Raw genomic sequence first — 16,941 nt, forward strand, 5'->3', positions numbered from 1 at the left:
GCTTACTTATCCTTACACAACGGGAAACCAAGCGCTTCGCGTTTGTCATAATAACTTTGTGCACACGCTTTAGATAATGCACGAACGCGCAAGATATAACGCTGGCGCTCTGTTACCGAAATAGCGTGACGTGCATCCAATAAGTTAAATGCGTGTGATGCTTTCATTACTTGCTCATAAGCAGGTAATGGTAAGCTTGCTTCAATTAGCTTTTGGCTCTCAGCTTCGCATTTATCAAACTGGGCAAATAAATCGTCAACATTTGCATGCTCAAAGTTATAAGTTGATTGCTCAACTTCGTTCTGATGGAATACATCACCGTAAGTAACACGGCCCATTGGGCCATCAGCCCATACTAGATCGTAGATGCTATCTACGCCTTGAATGTACATAGCTAAACGCTCAAGACCATAAGTGATCTCACCAGTAACAGGAGAGCACTCTAAGCCCCCTACTTGTTGGAAGTAGGTAAACTGGGTTACTTCCATACCGTTTAACCAGATCTCCCAACCAAGACCCCATGCGCCTAGCGTAGGTGATTCCCAGTTGTCTTCAACGAAGCGTACTTCGTCAGTAAGGGTATCAATGCCAACAGCCGCTAATGAGCCTAAATATAGCTCCTGGATGTTATCTGGTGATGGTTTTAATACGACTTGGAACTGGTAGTAATGTTGCAGGCGATTTGGATTCTCACCATAACGGCCATCGGTAGGACGACGACATGGTTGCACATACGCGCTCGACATTGGTTCAGGACCAATAGACTTTAAAAATGTTTGCGGATGAAATGTGCCTGCACCAACTTCCATATCAAGTGGCTGAATAATGACACAGCCTTGCTGTGCCCAGTAATCCTGTAAAGCCAGGATCAAACCTTGAAAGGTTTTAACGTCATATTTTTGCATATTTGGCTTTTAGTATCTGCTGTGATGTAGCGTGAAAATTATCTTCAGTATACCTTGTGCGTAGTCATGTTTTAAGCAGTTTGTGCAATTGAGAAAATAAAAAAGGAGCCTAAGGCTCCTTTTTTGTAATTACTATAATTTAATTATACGTCTAAGTTAACTACACGTAGTGCATTCGTTTCTATGAACTCACGACGCGGCTCAACTTGGTCACCCATCAAGGTTGCGAATAATTGGTCTGCACCAACAGCATCTTCAATGGTTACTTGTAACATGCGACGCGCTGAAGGATCCATGGTAGTTTCCCACAGCTGACTTGGATTCATCTCACCTAGTCCTTTATAGCGCTGGATATATAGCCCACGCTTAGATTCTGCGATCAACCATTCCAATGCATCCACAAAGTTATCAACAGCTAGTGTTTTCTCTCCACGTTGAATATAAGCACCTTCACTTAAGATATTGGCAATGTTAGTACCAGTTACTGCGATGCGTTTATAATCACGTGAAGAGATAAAATCATGGCTCAGTACGTGTGCCTTATCAACACCGTGTTGGCGAATATTGATAACTGGGTAATATAAGTTACGCTCAGTATCATGCTCTGTTGCAGCAGCGAAGATAGTTGCATCTTCATCACGTGCGACTAAGTCATCGACTAACGTTTTGGTCCACTCGATTACTTTAGCTTCATCGGCTAAATCAGTTTCGTTTAGCTCTGTTTGATAGATCAAACGTTCCATAACCGTATTCGGGTATTTACGTTTTAAGCGCTCAATAACTTTAACTGTGTTTTGATAATCATGAACGATAGCCTCTAAAGCTTCACCTTCAAGTGCAGATGCATCAGCACCGGTATAAAGTGCGGCACCATTTAATGCTAATGAAGTTAGGTATTCGACAAGTGCTGGATCATCTTTAATATAGCGCTCTTGTTTACCTTTTTTCACTTTATAAAGTGGTGGTTGAGCAATATAGATATAACCACGTTCAACGATTTCTGGCATTTGACGGTAGAAAAAGGTCAACAGTAACGTACGAATGTGCGAACCATCGACGTCAGCATCGGTCATGATAATGATGCGGTGATAGCGTAATTTTTCAGGGTTATACTCATCGCGGCCAATACCACAACCAAGGGCTGTAATTAACGTGGCAACTTCTTGTGAAGATAACATCTTATCAAAACGCGCTTTCTCTACGTTTAGTATTTTACCTTTAAGCGGAAGAATCGCTTGATTCTTACGGTTACGACCCTGCTTGGCTGATCCGCCAGCAGAGTCCCCTTCCACTATATATAGTTCAGACAGGGCTGGATCTTTTTCTTGGCAATCCGCTAACTTACCAGGTAAACCTGCTAAGTCCATTGCGCCTTTACGACGAGTCATTTCACGGGCTTTACGCGCCGCTTCACGAGCACGAGAAGCATCAATGATTTTACCAACAACTATTTTTGCGTCTACTGGATTTTCTAATAAGAATTCAGTGAATTTCTCAGCCATTGCCTGTTCTACAGCTGATTTAACTTCGCTTGAAACTAGCTTATCTTTGGTTTGTGATGAGAACTTAGGATCAGGAACTTTAACACTAACAACTGCAGTTAAGCCTTCACGGGCATCATCGCCTGTTGCATTACTGGTTGTTTTAGCTTTTTTGTTAAAGCCTTCTTTTTCCATATAGTTGTTAAGTGTACGAGTTAGCGCAGATCTAAAACCGGCTAAGTGAGTACCACCATCACGTTGTGGAATGTTGTTTGTAAAACAGTAAATGTTTTCTTGGTAAGCATCATTCCACTGCATTGATACTTCAACGCTAATACCATCTTCTTCACGTTCATGAGTAAAGTGGAATACACCTTTATGAATAGGTGTCTTGTTACGGTTTAAATACTCAACGAAGGCACGAATACCCCCTTCATATTTAAAGTGGTCTGTTTTATTTTCTTCGCGTTCATCATTTAAAATAATACTCACACCTGAATTCAGGAATGACAACTCGCGTAAGCGCTTAGCTAAAATATCGTAATGGAAATCTAAGTTTGTGAAAGTCTCACCACTTGGCCAAAAACGAAGTTCAGTACCTGTGGTTTCTGATTCGCCAATTACAGCTAGTGGCGCATCAGGAACACCCATAGTGTAAAATTGCTCATGTAGCTTGCCTTCACGGCGAACTGTTAGCTTTAATTTTTCTGAAAGCGCATTTACTACTGAAACACCAACACCGTGTAAGCCGCCTGATACTTTATATGAGTTATCATCAAACTTACCACCAGCATGTAGTACAGTCATAATTACTTCAGCAGCTGACACGCCTTCTTCTTCATGAATTGAAGTTGGAATACCACGGCCGTTATCTCGAACAGAGACTGAACCATCTAAATGAATTGAGACAAAGATGTCATCACAATGACCTGCTAAGGCTTCATCGATAGAGTTATCAACGACTTCAAACACCATGTGGTGTAAGCCTGTGCCATCATCGGTGTCCCCTATATACATTCCAGGACGCTTTCTTACTGCGTCTAATCCTTTTAGTACTTTAATACTCGACGAATCGTAATTCTCAGACATGGTTAATCCCACTTATCTTGTTATTAGGTTGCCATGTTTCACGTGGAACATTTGTAGTTCTCGTTGCATGGGTTCCACCACAGCAGATATACTTTCAGATTGAATTGTAGAGATAAATATTTGAGAGCTACAGTGCGACAATAACTGTCCTACTTTCTCTTTCGTATCTTCCCCTAACTCTGAAGGTAGATCATCTATTAGCAATATTGATTGCTTTTCTGTCTCTGACTCAATCAAACTATTTTGCGTTACTTTTAACGCATAAAGCAATAGTTTCAATTGACCGCGTGAAAAGGTGTTTTCCACACTATTGCCAGCGACACTAAAACTGAAATCAGCTTTATGCGGCCCTTTATTTGTAAAACCTTGGCGACTATCACGCTCAAAGCTTTGTTCGAGAGCGTCGGCTAGAGATTCATTTTCTTTCCAACCAGCATAAAAACTTATTTCTAAATCGCGTATAAGCGTTAATTCTGCACACATTTTATCAAAAAATTGCTGCTTAAACCTACTTATATACGCAATTCGTAAATTATTTATTTGGTCTGCCAGTCTAACAAATTCTTTATCCCAAAACTTGATTTGATCAAAATAATTCTTAGGCTTACTTTTCAATAATGCATTACGTTGCTTTAATACTTTATTGAAAGATTGCCACAAATAAAAAAAGTCTTGTTCCACGTGGAACAATCCTAAATCTAAAAATTTTCGGCGTTCTTTTGGACCTCCAAAAAACAACGAATAGCTTTCAGGGGTGATCACTTGTACTGGCATTAACTGGGCAAGTTCAGACACTCGACGACTAGACTTACCCTGTATTTTTAATTCGGTCTCACCACTTAAAGTCTTACTAATACCGATTGGAATTGATAAGTTATAAAGTGATTTACGACCATGAATGGTGAATTTTTCTTTATGGTGCGTAATGATACTTTTGTGTTTTGGGGTGCGGAAAGACTTGCCATGAGAAAGGTAATAAATAGCCTCAAGAAGGCTGGTTTTGCCACTGCCATTTTCACCATAAATTATGTTAATACCATTCACTGGCTCTACAGTGAGTGCCTCAATATTCCGAAAATTATTGAGGCTCAAATGACTTAAACTCATAGTGCCTTATAAGCGCATTGGCATAACAACGTACATGGCTTCTTCATCGCCAGCACCTTCTATCAATGCACTACTATTTGAATCAGCAAGCGTAAATAAAACGTCTTCTGTTTTTAATGTATTTAATACATCTAAAACATACGATACGTTAAAGCCAATTTCTAAGTCATCACCTTGATAGCTCACTTCAACCACTTCCTCAGCTTGCTCTTGCTCTGGGTTGTTGGCGGTAATTTTTAATAGTCCGTTCGATAAGTTTAACCGTACACCTCTAAACTTCTCGTTCGATAAAATAGATACCCGTTGAAACGCACTGCGTAACCATTCACGATTTGCGGTAATCACTTTATCACCACCACGTGGCAATACTCGGCGGTAATCAGGAAAACGCCCATCAACTAATTTACTAGTAAAAGTAAACTCTGTATCTAAAATACGAATATGATTTGCACCAAATTGAATTGTCACCAACTCATCATCAGCAACCATTAGCCGCATAATTTCTTGTACGCCTTTACGCGGAATTATTAGCTGACGTTGAGTGTTTAACGATTGCGTTAATTGTTTTTGCGCAATTGCTAAACGGTGACCATCAGTAGCCACTGTTTTTATATCAGTATTATCTACTTCAAACGACATACCATTTAAGTAATAGCGTACGTCTTGATTGGCCATCGAAAAGTGAGTGCTTTCAAGTAACTTTCGCAGTTCTAAGCGCGTTAGTTGAAATTCAACTTCACCGTCCCACTGCTCAAGATTAGGAAAGTCTTCCGCAGCGAGTGTAGTTAATGAAAAGCGACTTTTTCCACTGGTCAGTAATAGTTGGTGATCTTGACTGCTCAACGTTAAATCTGAACCGTCTGGCAGACTTTTACAAATATCGAGTAATTTTTTAGCTGGCAAAGTCAATTTAGTATCAGCGGTATCATCGCCAACAAAAACCTTTGCAACAAGTTCAATCTCAAGGTCTGTACCTGTCATTGAAAGCTCGCCATTTTCAACCTCTAACAAAACGTTAGATAAAATTGGCAAGGTATGCTTGCGTTCAATTGCGCCGGATACTTGCACCAAAGGTTTTAAAAATTGTTCTCTTGATATAGTTATTTGCATAATAAAGTCAGCCCTAAGATGACAATGTTCTTATTAGGTTTTGGTAATCTTCTTTCACTTCGTGGCTTTCATCACGTAGTGATTTAATCTTTCTGCAAGCATGCAATACTGTAGTGTGGTCGCGGCCACCAAAGGCATCACCAATCTCAGGTAAGCTGTGATTGGTAAGTTCTTTAGACAGTGCCATAGCAACTTGACGAGGTCTTGCGATAGAGCGGCTGCGGCGCTTAGATAGCAGGTCTGAGACACGAATACGATAATATTCAGCAACCGTACGTTGAATATTGTCTATCGTGACCAGTTTGTCCTGCAAAGCGAGCAAGTCACGTAATGCTTCTTTTACAAAGTCGATCGAAATTGGTCGACCAGTAAAGTTTGCATTAGCAATCACACGATTAAGCGCGCCCTCTAACTCACGCACATTTGAACGTAATTTTTTAGCGATAAAAAAGGCCACTTCGTGAGGTAAATTTATTTTACTCTGCTGGGCTTTTTTCATCAAAATAGCCACTCGCGTTTCAAGCTCTGGCGGCTCAATCGCGATGGTTAAACCCCAACCAAAACGTGATTTAAGGCGATCTTCAACCCCTTCAATCTCTTTTGGATAACGATCTGAGGTTAAAATAATTTGTTGGTTACCTTCAAGTAATGCATTGAAAGTATGAAAGAATTCTTCTTGAGAGCGTTCTTTGTTAGCAAAAAACTGAATATCATCGATCATTAAAGCATCAACACTGCGGTAATAACGCTTAAATTCTTCAATAGCATTATTTTGCAGGGCTTTAACCATATCTTGCACAAAGCGTTCTGAGTGCATATAAACAATTTTTGCATCTGGCTTATTTGCCATAATGCCATTGCCAACCGCATGTAATAAATGCGTTTTACCTAAACCCGTTCCACCATATATAAATACCGGGTTAAAGGCAGCACCAGGATTATCCGCAACTTGCGTCGCAGCAGCTTTTGCTAACTGGTTAGATTTACCTTCAACAAAACTATCAAAGGTGTAGTTTTCTTTAATGTTTGATTTGTAACCAGACTTAGGAGCAGGCTCAACCACAGCTTTAGCTGCTTTTGGTTGCTGCTTTGCTGCCGGCTGATTCATCGGGGTCGCAGAGCCAGTTGTTGTAGGCGCGATCACTTGCGCATTGTGGATTGGCTTGCTACCTACATCAAAGCGTAACTCTGGCGCTTCATCCTTACAAATCTCAACAAGTAATTCATTAATTCGGTTTAAGTACTTTTCTCTTACCCAATCAAGCACAAAGCGATTAGGTGCATAAATCGTCAGGGTATCTTCGGTACTTTCTGCTTGTAGTGGTCTTACCCACATACTGAACTGCTGCGAAGGCAGTTCATCTTGCAATACATATAAACAACTTTGCCAAACCGACAGATACACAGTTAAACTCCCAAAGACTTAGTATTTATTCCCGGTCATCTTTAGTGGCCGGAAATCATACATTTATTACTATTATTTAGGCAATTTATTAACCCAAGACCGAGTATTATGAATGCACTTTATCCACAAGTACAAGATTGATTTTTTTGAAAAATATGATCTGGCTAAAAAAAACAAGCAAGACGTTGATTTTTAATAGCAATTATTTTTAACTTCAAAGTATGATCATAGCAAAAAAGGGCTTGGATCGCGATCAAATTATGTGATCTATTTTACTTACCCCAAGCTTTTATGCACTTTTTATACAGAGCCTGTGGAAAACTTCTTTAATATAAGGATCCTAGCAGATCCTGCCAACAGATCTATTATCGCCCCTCTATTATAAATGCGATTATGGTTGACTTTAAGGCACTTCATCGATAATATCTCGCGCTCGCAATGGCACCTGTGCCAGGATCGCGACCTGCATAGGATGTTTTAACCTTTAACCGATCGGATGGAATTGTTATGAAAAGAACTTTTCAACCTAGCGTTTTAAAACGCAAACGTGCACACGGTTTCCGTGCTCGCATGGCAACTGTAAATGGCCGTAAAGTATTAGCTCGTCGCCGCGCTAAAGGCCGCAAAGTTCTTTCTGCTTAATATATAAGTGGAAGACTTTAACTTTGGCAGGGAGTTACGTCTGTTAACTCCCTCGCATTACTCTCGCATCTTTAATGAACCCGCTCGGGCCGCAACTCCTTTCTTTACCTTATTAGCAAAACCCAATGACCAAGCAAAACCTCGCTTAGGACTCACTGTCGCTAAAAAACGGGTTAAAAAAGCTTGCCAACGAAACCGTATTAAACGTCTTGCTCGCGAAAGTTTTCGTTTAAACCAACACACTATTGATAATGTCGATATTGTGCTGATGGTTAAAAGTGGTATTGATGAACAGTCAAATGAAGAGCTAACTAAACAACTCACTAAATTATGGCGCAAGATTAACGAACGCTGTAAACCTGGTGCACCAAAACCACCGCCGTTTAAAAAACGCCCCAACAAATCGGCTAAATCCAATAAACAGAGCCAATAGCAATAGAATTACATGGTTAATTAAGGTATCTTTAGCTCACCTTTTAATCATGCATTTAAAATTCCATTTTGGGCGTTTAAATTCATGGTATCCATTCACTAAATATTACGCAGAGGCTTGAACATCATGAGGTTACTAAAACCACTTGTTGCTTTTCCTAAGCGCTGTTTAGTGTTATTAATTCGTGGTTATCAAAAGTGGATTAGTCCGCTGTTAGGTCCGCATTGTCGCTTTAATCCAACCTGCTCTAGTTATGCTATTCAAGCAATTAATTTGCATGGATCTGTAAAAGGGAGTTGGTTAGCGGTTAAACGCATATTAAAATGTCATCCTTTACATTCAGGTGGGGATGATCCCGTACCTGAAAAATTAACCCATATTAACCACCAACACGAGAAATAAGAGCTGTTATGGAATCGCAACGCACGTTTTTATTCATCGGCCTGATGCTTGTATCGTTTTTATTGTTCCAAGAGTGGAATAAAGACTACAACGCACCAAAAGTCGATCCTAGTGCCAACACACAAACACTACAAACTAATTCCCCTGACTCCGATGATTATGTTCCATCATCAACCGATGGTGAATTACCTACTGCAGCAACAACCGCGAAACGTTCAGTTATTGAAATTACGACTGACGTATTCAAAGTTAAAATTGACACCCGTGGTGGTGATATTGTTGAAGCTGACTTACTGCAATACGAAGAAACAAAAGGCAGCGAAACGCCTTATATGTTACTTGGTGAGTTTGATGGTAAACAATATTTCTCTCAAAGTGGTTTAATAGGCTTAAATGGCCCAGATGCATCTGCAGAAGGTCGCCCGGTTTATCACTCTGAGCAAAAAACATTTGCTTTAACAGGTGACGAACTTCGCGTACCACTTACATTTACTGATAGCAAAGGTGTTAGTTTTACTAAAACGTATGTATTCAAAAAAGGTCAATACGATGTTGCTTTAGAATACTCAGTAAATAACACCACCGCAGAGCCAATTCAAGTACAGCTGTATACGCAAGTAAAACGCACAGTACAAGATAAAGGCAGCTTAGTTGACCAAAACTACTTAGGTGCTGCCTATGGTTCTGCTGAGGAAAAGTACGAGAAATATAGCTTTTCTGATATGGCCGACAAAAACCTTAGCATTAATACGCAAGGTGGTTATATTGCTTTTATTCAGCACTACTTTGTAAGTGCGTGGGTTCCTTCGCAAGAACAGCAAAATACCCTTTACAGCTTAATTGCTAAAGGCAACGCAGCAATTATTGGTGCTAAAGGTGAGCCGATAAATGTACAAGCGAACCAACAAGCAACTCTTGGTGCAACTTACTATATGGGCCCTAAAGAGTCGGATATACTTGAAGCTATTCATCCGAACTTAGATTTAACTGTCGATTACGGTTGGTTATGGTTTATCTCACAGCCGTTATTTATACTATTAAAATGGCTACATAGCATACTAGGTAACTGGGGTGTGGCAATTATCGCCATTACTGTGATTGTTAAATCAGCAATGTACCCACTTACCAAAGCGCAATATACGTCAATGGCGAAGATGCGTGCCCTACAGCCTAAAATGGCTGCATTAAAAGAAAAGTTTGGTGATGACCGTCAAAAATTCGGCCAAGCAACCATGGAAATGTACCGCAAAGAGAAAGTAAACCCTATGGGTGGCTGTTTCCCTATTTTGCTGCAAATGCCAATTTTCTTAGCGCTATTTTATGTATTCTTAGAATCAACAGAACTGCGTCATGCTGAATTTATTTTTTGGTTAACTGACTTATCTGCGAAAGACCCATACTACGTACTACCAATCTTATTTGGTGCCAGTATGTTTATTACGCAAAAGCTACAACCAATGACGGTAACTGATCCGATGCAACAAAAGATGATGACCTTTATGCCGGTTATCTTCTCAGTGTTCTTCCTTTGGTTCCCATCTGGTCTAGTACTTTACTGGTTAGTATCAAACCTTATCTCTATCGCACAGATGCTGATCATCTATCGCGGTATGGAAAAGCAAGGAATAAAAGTCAGGGGCTAATTTGCTCAGTTACTTAAATTAAGGCGACCATTGGTCGCCTTTTTTATTGCCCGCTATTCGCCAGTCATAACTGCATAGGTTACAATACGCCCATACCATTACTCTTTAAGTTGGCAAACTATTAGCATGATCAATCAAGACACAATTGCAGCACAAGCAACCGCACCTGGTCGTGGTGGCGTTGGTATTATTCGCGTTTCTGGCAGTTTAGTAAAAACCGTCGCCGAACAGATTATTGGTCGTTGCCCTAAGGTGCGTTACGCCGATTACGTGCCATTTAACAGTCTTGCTGGCGAGCAACTTGATCAAGGTATTGCTATTTATTTTGCCGGGCCAAACTCTTTCACTGGCGAAGATGTACTTGAACTACAAGGCCATGGAGGTCCTGTAGTACTGGATATGCTACTTAAAGAAATTAGCCAAATTGAAGGTGTGCGATTAGCAAAGCCAGGCGAGTTTTCTGAGCGCGCCTTTATGAACGACAAAATGGACTTAACCCAAGCAGAAGCAATTGCTGACTTAATTAATGCCACTTCAGAACAAGCAGCCAAAAGCGCCTTACAATCACTCCAGGGCGAGTTCTCTAAGCACATTGATACCTTAGTTGAAAAAGTCATTCACTTGCGTATGTACGTTGAAGCGGCCATTGATTTTCCCGATGAGGAAATAGACTTTTTATCTGACGGTAAAGTCTCTGGTGATCTAAATGCCATTATCACCCAGCTAAGCAATGTGACCAATCAAGCAAAACAAGGCAGCATTATGCGTGAAGGTATGCGCGTGGTGATTGCTGGGCGCCCTAACGCAGGCAAATCTAGTTTACTAAATGCACTTGCAGGGCGTGAAGCCGCTATTGTTACTGAAATTGCCGGCACCACCCGTGACGTACTACGAGAACACATTCACATTGATGGCATGCCGCTACATATTATAGATACTGCAGGCCTGCGCGAAAGCCCAGACCGCGTTGAGCAAATAGGCATTGAACGCGCATGGGATGAAATAAAACAAGCCGACCGCGTGTTGTTTATGCTTGATGGCACTGATACCAAAGACACTGACCCACATGCTATTTGGCCAGAGTTTATGGCCAAACTACCTGCCGGTATGGGCGTAACCGTGATCAGAAATAAAGCCGATTTATCGGGTGACGAAGTCGGTATGAGCGAAAACCAGCAATATCCAGTGATCAGCTTAAGTGCTAAAAATGCTGATGGTATAGAGTTAGTTCGTACTCACTTAAAGGCATGTATAGGTTTTCAGGGAGCTACCGAAGGCGGCTTTATGGCCCGTCGTCGTCACTTAGATGCACTCGATAGCGCAGCTCATCATTTACAAACTGGCAAAGACCAATTAGAGATGCATATTGCCGGTGAGATCCTAGCTGAAGAACTACGTTTAACACAAAACTACTTAAACGAGATCACCGGTGAATTTACCTCTGACGATCTACTTGGCAAAATTTTCAGCTCGTTTTGTATCGGTAAATAATTAAAAACTAAGGGTGCTTATATAAGCACTCTTAATCCCCTTCAAAAACCAGTATATTATTATACCAATCGACTTAGATATTTAACCATTCTAGCGAGCTACATAAAGCGCTAACTGCGTTATAATTTTTTCAATTAGAACAACTACATGTCAAAATTTACGCCTTGTTATCACTGTATTTATCTGTCGCTATAAATGGTCAGTAACTTTACACGATTGGTATTAACTGTATTCAATAAAAAATACAAGTCGTTATTTAACCAACCGCTCTAAATTATCCGTCGCTATCACTGCCTTTTAGGTTTTTACAACGAGCTTAAAATTTACGTTCAGTGCCGAATTTGGCCAGCGTAGTCACCGTAATCTTTTTATAGTCATAATGAAATTCACTTTTGAGATCATTATGAATAAATACCAAACCTTTCATCAATTACATAAACAAGATCAATTATTTTTATTACCAAATGCGTGGGATCCATTAAGCGCTCGCATATTAGCTGATACTGGTTTTGCTGCTATCGCCACAACAAGTTGGGGGATGGCACAATCTCGAGGTCAAGAAGATGGCGAACAATGCTCATTTGAGGAGTTTATAAGTCAGCTAAAACCAATAATCGATGCTGTTAATATTGCTGTTTCTGTGGATATTGAATCAGGTTACAGTAATGACGTAAACACTATTTGTCAGCATGTTTTGGCCGTAGCCAAATTAGGTGCTGTCGGTATTAATATTGAGGATTCAGATAAAAAAACAGCTCAGTTACGCTCCCTAGAACACCAAGTAGAGATCCTTAAAGCGATTAAAAATACACTTAAAAAGTATGGTTTTTCACAGCTATTTATCAATGCTAGAACTGATTGCTACAGCCAAAATATGGCTTCTCTTGAACATGTAATAACTCGATCTTTGGCTTATCAAGACGCTGGCGTTGATGGTATTTTTATCCCTGGATTATCCGATTTAACAGCAATAAAGCAAATAACAACGACACTTAAGGTGCCACTTAACGTGATGGCACAGCCATTAAAAAGTGATTTTCTTTGCGATAATAGTAGTAATAGCAGCTCATTATTTGCACATGGCGTGCAAAGATATACGCTTGGTAATGCACTATTTGATGCCACAAAAGCCTATATTTTTACCGCTAGCAGTACTTTTAATAGCACAAAAAGTAGCGATCATTTATTCTAATCGGAGTTTTAAAAGCTATTTATACAAAATTAAAATCATAATTAGTGATAAAAATAGCAACTAATTTAGAAATTGATCAGCACAAGCTCAAATTGTTATCCACAATTTGGGCTTTTTTGATCATTTTTAACTTAGAGGCATATAAAAAGTACTCAATTTATTAGCTCAAACAGTATAAATCGAGCAATAAACCCACTAAATCAACTTTAATTGCCATTAATTACTTATTTAGCACCCTACTTGAAATATTTTTTGGCATTTCATAAATTAATTTATAGCCAAAACGATCGTTATCAACAGGCGATCTATCCACATTCTGATCACTCGTTTTAAAACTCTTAATGAAACGAAAATTCACCACTCATAAAACGTAAAATCAATAGCTTAGTAAAATAAAAATAAGATCTTATGTTTTTACTACCCAGCTTTCCCACTTTTTATCAACAGCTTGATCAGAAGATTACACATTGGAATACTTTATTTTATTTATATATATCAAACAATTACGAATTAAAAATAAAAACAATCAAAAATTGTACCTTAAATACTTATACAAACTTTCATTCAAGGCTTTACTGCTGAGTAAACTCAGTTATCATAAGCCTATAAGTAAGCAGTTGTGTGATCAAATAGAATTATGAACTCCGTTAATATCATTATAGGCAGCCAAATGGGATCTGCTGAGTATGTAGGTGAGCAACTAGCAGAGCAGTTAGTTACTCAAGGGATCACTACAGAAGTTCATGATCAACCTAACTTTTCACAGATAAACCAAGAAAATACTATCTGGTTATTGTGTACTTCTACTTATGGTGCTGGTGATTACCCTGAGAACCTTTTATCCTTTGTTGAAGATATTAATCAAGTTAATGATTTAAAAGGATTAAAGTTTAGTGTTATTGGTTTAGGTGACACCAGTTATGATACCTATAACCTCGCTGGCCGTAATCTAGAACAACTTTTAGTAAGTAAAGGCGCGCACTGTATAGCAGAGCGCTTAGAGTTGAATATTCTTGATGAAGAACTACCAGAAGACACCGCATTAGCTTGGTTACCAAGCTGGATCGAGCAAATAAACCGTATTTAATTAAGATCACAGTTTAGATCCAAATTTAAAGTTACCCACAATTTACTGAGCATTTAGATCAGATTGTGGATAAGCTATGATCTAACTGCGTTTTAAGACTATGTTATCCATTGGATAAGATCTGATCCAATACCCCCTGTGCATAAAGAGCCTTTTTGATCAGAGCTTATAATCAGTTAGATCCGATCATATTAACACCTTTAGATCCGATCTAACTTTATGTTTTAATAAGTAAACTAAACCTTATCAACAGAAATCATGCTCAGTAGTAGTAACAGTAATAAAAGATCTCTTTAAAAGATCCTTTATATTATTAGAGATCATTTACTTAGATCTTGGCCACAGTTTAATCATTTATCTTCTGTAAATTTATAGGTAGAATACGCTCCCCCTTGAAAGTTTGCTGGTTGATTAAGTAGGATCCCGAAATGATTTTTCACGAAAATTTTGATGTTATTGTTGTTGGTGGTGGACATGCAGGTACAGAAGCTGCGTTAGCTGCTGCACGTATGGGTATGAATACCCTACTGCTGACTCACAATATGGATACCCTTGGTCAGATGTCATGTAACCCAGCAATTGGTGGTATTGGCAAAGGTCATTTGGTTAAAGAAATTGATGCACTAGGTGGTGCAATGGCCCAAGCAATTGATAAAGGCGGTATTCAATTCCGTACTTTAAATTCTTCAAAGGGACCTGCAGTAAGAGCTACTCGTGCACAAGCAGATCGCGCTTTATATAAAGCTGCTATTCAAGATATTTTACAACACCAAGATAACCTGAAGATCTTTCAGCAATCATGTGATGATCTGATTGTTGAAAATAATAAAGTAACAGGTGTTGTTACTCAAATGGGACTGCGTTTTAGCGCACCTTCTGTGGTATTAACCGTAGGCACTTTCCTTGGTGGCCAAATTCACATTGGCTTAGAAAACTTCAAAGGTGGTCGCGCTGGTGATCCACCTTCAATTGCATTAGCAAATCGTTTACGTGAATTACCATTTCGTGTTGATCGCTTAAAAACTGGAACGCCACCACGTATTGATGCCCGTACAGTTGATTTTAGTAAAATGGAACAACAACCTGGTGATGCTATAACACCGGTGTTTTCATTTATGGGTAAGCAGTTAGATCATCCACAACAAATTTCTTGCTTCATCACATACACCAATGAAAAAACTCATGATGTGATCCGCAATAATTTACATCGCTCACCTATGTACTCAGGTGTTATTGAAGGGATTGGTCCACGTTACTGTCCTTCTATTGAAGATAAAATTGTTCGCTTTGCAGATAAAGACAAACATCAAATTTTTGTTGAGCCAGAAGGCCTAACATCTTATGAGCTTTATCCAAATGGTATTTCAACTAGTTTGCCATTTGATGTGCAATTAGAGATTGTGCAATCAATCACTGGTTTTGAAAATGCACATATTTGCCGTCCAGGCTATGCTATCGAGTACGACTTTTTTGATCCACGCGATTTAAAGAAATCATTAGAGACCAAATTTATTGATGGTTTGTTCTTTGCTGGACAGATCAATGGTACTACAGGCTATGAAGAAGCCGGTGCACAAGGCTTAATTGCCGGTATGAATGCAGCATTGCAAGTGCAGGGTAAAGAGCCTTGGACACCACGCCGTGATGAAGCTTATGTCGGTGTATTAATCGACGATTTAACTACACTAGGTACCAAAGAACCGTACCGTATGTTTACTAGCCGTGCTGAATACCGTTTGTTACTACGTGAAGACAACGCTGATATTCGTTTAACAGCAAAAGGTCGTGAACTTGGTTTAGTTAACGATGAGCGCTGGCAAGCATTTAATGAAAAAATGGATATCATTGCAAAAGAATCTCAACGGATCAAAGAAACTTGGATCCATAAAGATCACGCTGTAATTGATCAAGTTAATGGCTTACTTAAAACACCATTAACCCGAGAAGCAAGTTTAGAAGAATTATTACGTCGCCCTGAGATCCGTTATAACGATCTAATGGCGATCGAAGGATTAGGATCTGAGTTTGATCATGCAACAGCGTTAGAGCAAGTTGAGATCCACACTAAGTACGCAGGTTATATTGCTCGTCAGCAAGAAGAGATCAATAAGCAACTTCGTCATGAGTTAACTATTTTGCCTAAAGATTATGATTACTCGATCGTATCGGGTCTATCAAATGAAGTGGTTGCTAAATTAACTGAGGCGCGTCCTGATACAATCGGTCAAGCATCACGTATTTCAGGTATCACGCCTGCTGCTATTTCGCTATTATTAGTTTATCTGAAGAAGCAAGGCTTACTACGTAAAATTGCGTAGTCATTAAGGAATACTGTGTTACAGCAACAATTAACTACTTTGTTAGCGCAAACTGATATTGCGCTAACTGAAAAACAACAGCAACAATTGGTTCAATATGTTGAGTTACTCAATAAATGGAACAAAGCTTATAATTTAACCTCAGTGCGTTTACCTGAGGATATGATGATTAAGCATATTATGGATAGCTTAGTTGTTGCACCTCACCTACCCGGTCATCATTATATTGATGTTGGTACGGGTCCTGGCCTTCCGGGTATCGTATTAGCTATTGCATTACCTGAGACACAATTTATTTTATTAGATAGTTTAGGTAAACGCGTGCGTTTTTTAATGCAGGTAAAACATGAGCTAGGTCTGAAAAATGTAACCCCGGTGCAGTCTAGAGTTGAAGATTATCAACCAAGTGTTAAATTAGATGGTGTATTGAGTCGTGCTTTTGCATCTTTACAAGATATGGTTGACTGGTGTTCGCACTTGATTGATCATTCAGGTAAGTTTATTGCCTTAAAAGGCGTATTTCCAAGTGAAGAGCTAGAATCTTTACCTGCAGGTGTTAAGTTCGAGCAAAAAATCACCTTGGAAGTACCAAAATTAGATGCGCAAAGACATTTAATTATTCTTTCTAAAGACTAG

General features: G+C 39.3%; 14 protein-coding genes. 9 read left to right on the forward strand and 5 right to left on the reverse strand.

The genetic code is table 11. The features are described from left to right. Positions 1 to 2 precede the first annotated feature (2 nt). The 5 genes from glyQ to dnaA all read right to left on the reverse strand — a co-directional run bounded on the left by glyQ (position 3) and on the right by dnaA (position 7,097). Positions 3 to 905 (reverse strand): glycine--tRNA ligase subunit alpha, encoded by a 903-nt coding sequence (glyQ, locus tag H5203_RS11565; protein WP_145241722.1) that lies wholly within the window; start codon positions 903 to 905, stop codon positions 3 to 5. A gap of 143 nt (positions 906 to 1,048) precedes the next feature. Then, entirely contained in the window at positions 1,049 to 3,475 is a 2,427-nt protein-coding gene (gene gyrB / locus H5203_RS11570; RefSeq protein ID WP_145241719.1) for a DNA topoisomerase (ATP-hydrolyzing) subunit B, read from the reverse strand. 12 nt (positions 3,476 to 3,487) lie between these two features. Next, positions 3,488 to 4,582 carry a DNA replication/repair protein RecF gene (recF, locus tag H5203_RS11575; protein ID WP_145241717.1) on the reverse strand — a complete coding sequence of 365 codons (1,095 nt, stop codon included), beginning with the start codon at positions 4,580 to 4,582 and terminating at the stop codon, positions 3,488 to 3,490. 6 nt (positions 4,583 to 4,588) lie between these two features. Next, positions 4,589 to 5,692, reverse strand: coding sequence for a DNA polymerase III subunit beta (gene dnaN, locus H5203_RS11580; RefSeq protein ID WP_145241715.1), 1,104 nt, complete (start codon positions 5,690 to 5,692; stop codon positions 4,589 to 4,591). A 13-nt stretch (positions 5,693 to 5,705) separates the two neighbouring features. Next, positions 5,706 to 7,097 (reverse strand): chromosomal replication initiator protein DnaA, encoded by a 1,392-nt coding sequence (dnaA, locus tag H5203_RS11585; protein WP_182819746.1) that lies wholly within the window; start codon positions 7,095 to 7,097, stop codon positions 5,706 to 5,708. A gap of 507 nt (positions 7,098 to 7,604) precedes the next feature. On the opposite strand from dnaA, the gene rpmH reads away from it, so the two are divergent. The 9 genes from rpmH to rsmG all read left to right on the forward strand — a co-directional run bounded on the left by rpmH (position 7,605) and on the right by rsmG (position 16,941). Continuing rightward, positions 7,605 to 7,739, forward strand: a complete 135-nt coding sequence (gene rpmH, locus H5203_RS11590) for a 50S ribosomal protein L34 (protein ID WP_004335215.1) — start codon at positions 7,605 to 7,607, stop codon at positions 7,737 to 7,739. A gap of 7 nt (positions 7,740 to 7,746) precedes the next feature. Next, the gene (gene rnpA / locus H5203_RS11595) at positions 7,747 to 8,172 is read left to right on the forward strand and encodes a ribonuclease P protein component (RefSeq protein WP_145241711.1); all 426 of its coding nucleotides are present in this window, start codon (positions 7,747 to 7,749) and stop codon (positions 8,170 to 8,172) included. 126 nt (positions 8,173 to 8,298) lie between these two features. After that, positions 8,299 to 8,574, forward strand: a complete 276-nt coding sequence (gene yidD / locus H5203_RS11600) for a membrane protein insertion efficiency factor YidD (protein ID WP_064668255.1) — start codon at positions 8,299 to 8,301, stop codon at positions 8,572 to 8,574. 8 nt (positions 8,575 to 8,582) lie between these two features. Next, positions 8,583 to 10,217, forward strand: coding sequence for a membrane protein insertase YidC (yidC, locus tag H5203_RS11605; protein ID WP_145241709.1), 1,635 nt, complete (start codon positions 8,583 to 8,585; stop codon positions 10,215 to 10,217). 126 nt (positions 10,218 to 10,343) lie between these two features. Then, the gene (gene mnmE, locus H5203_RS11610) at positions 10,344 to 11,708 is read left to right on the forward strand and encodes a tRNA uridine-5-carboxymethylaminomethyl(34) synthesis GTPase MnmE (protein WP_145241707.1); all 1,365 of its coding nucleotides are present in this window, start codon (positions 10,344 to 10,346) and stop codon (positions 11,706 to 11,708) included. Between the two features lie 403 nt (positions 11,709 to 12,111). Next, entirely contained in the window at positions 12,112 to 12,900 is a 789-nt protein-coding gene (locus H5203_RS11615; RefSeq protein ID WP_182759106.1) for an isocitrate lyase/phosphoenolpyruvate mutase family protein, read from the forward strand. A gap of 637 nt (positions 12,901 to 13,537) precedes the next feature. Further along, on the forward strand, positions 13,538 to 13,987 hold the full coding sequence (locus tag H5203_RS11620; protein WP_145241703.1) for a flavodoxin domain-containing protein: 450 nt from the start codon (positions 13,538 to 13,540) through the stop codon (positions 13,985 to 13,987). A gap of 428 nt (positions 13,988 to 14,415) precedes the next feature. After that, positions 14,416 to 16,305, forward strand: a complete 1,890-nt coding sequence (mnmG, locus tag H5203_RS11625; protein WP_145241701.1) for a tRNA uridine-5-carboxymethylaminomethyl(34) synthesis enzyme MnmG — start codon at positions 14,416 to 14,418, stop codon at positions 16,303 to 16,305. A 15-nt stretch (positions 16,306 to 16,320) separates the two neighbouring features. Then, positions 16,321 to 16,941, forward strand: coding sequence for a 16S rRNA (guanine(527)-N(7))-methyltransferase RsmG (gene rsmG / locus H5203_RS11630; protein WP_149983167.1), 621 nt, complete (start codon positions 16,321 to 16,323; stop codon positions 16,939 to 16,941).

The organism is Pseudoalteromonas sp. SG41-1, assembly GCF_014164575.1.
Lineage (GTDB): Bacteria > Pseudomonadota > Gammaproteobacteria > Enterobacterales > Alteromonadaceae > Pseudoalteromonas > Pseudoalteromonas rhizosphaerae.

Bases quoted from the DNA above. Each gene is read 5' to 3' on its own strand.
- glyQ (WP_145241722.1), bottom strand. From the start codon at position 905: ATGCAAAAATATGACGTTAAAACCTTTCAAGGTTTGATCCTGGCTTTA.
- dnaN (WP_145241715.1), bottom strand. From the start codon at position 5,692: ATGCAAATAACTATATCAAGAGAACAATTTTTAAAACCTTTGGTGCAA.
- yidC (WP_145241709.1), top strand. From the start codon at position 8,583: ATGGAATCGCAACGCACGTTTTTATTCATCGGCCTGATGCTTGTATCG.
- rpmH (WP_004335215.1), top strand. From the start codon at position 7,605: ATGAAAAGAACTTTTCAACCTAGCGTTTTAAAACGCAAACGTGCACAC.
- mnmG (WP_145241701.1), top strand. From the start codon at position 14,416: ATGATTTTTCACGAAAATTTTGATGTTATTGTTGTTGGTGGTGGACAT.
- gyrB (WP_145241719.1), bottom strand. From the start codon at position 3,475: ATGTCTGAGAATTACGATTCGTCGAGTATTAAAGTACTAAAAGGATTA.
- yidD (WP_064668255.1), top strand. From the start codon at position 8,299: ATGAGGTTACTAAAACCACTTGTTGCTTTTCCTAAGCGCTGTTTAGTG.
- mnmE (WP_145241707.1), top strand. From the start codon at position 10,344: ATGATCAATCAAGACACAATTGCAGCACAAGCAACCGCACCTGGTCGT.
- recF (WP_145241717.1), bottom strand. From the start codon at position 4,582: ATGAGTTTAAGTCATTTGAGCCTCAATAATTTTCGGAATATTGAGGCA.
- H5203_RS11620 (WP_145241703.1), top strand. From the start codon at position 13,538: ATGAACTCCGTTAATATCATTATAGGCAGCCAAATGGGATCTGCTGAG.
- H5203_RS11615 (WP_182759106.1), top strand. From the start codon at position 12,112: ATGAATAAATACCAAACCTTTCATCAATTACATAAACAAGATCAATTA.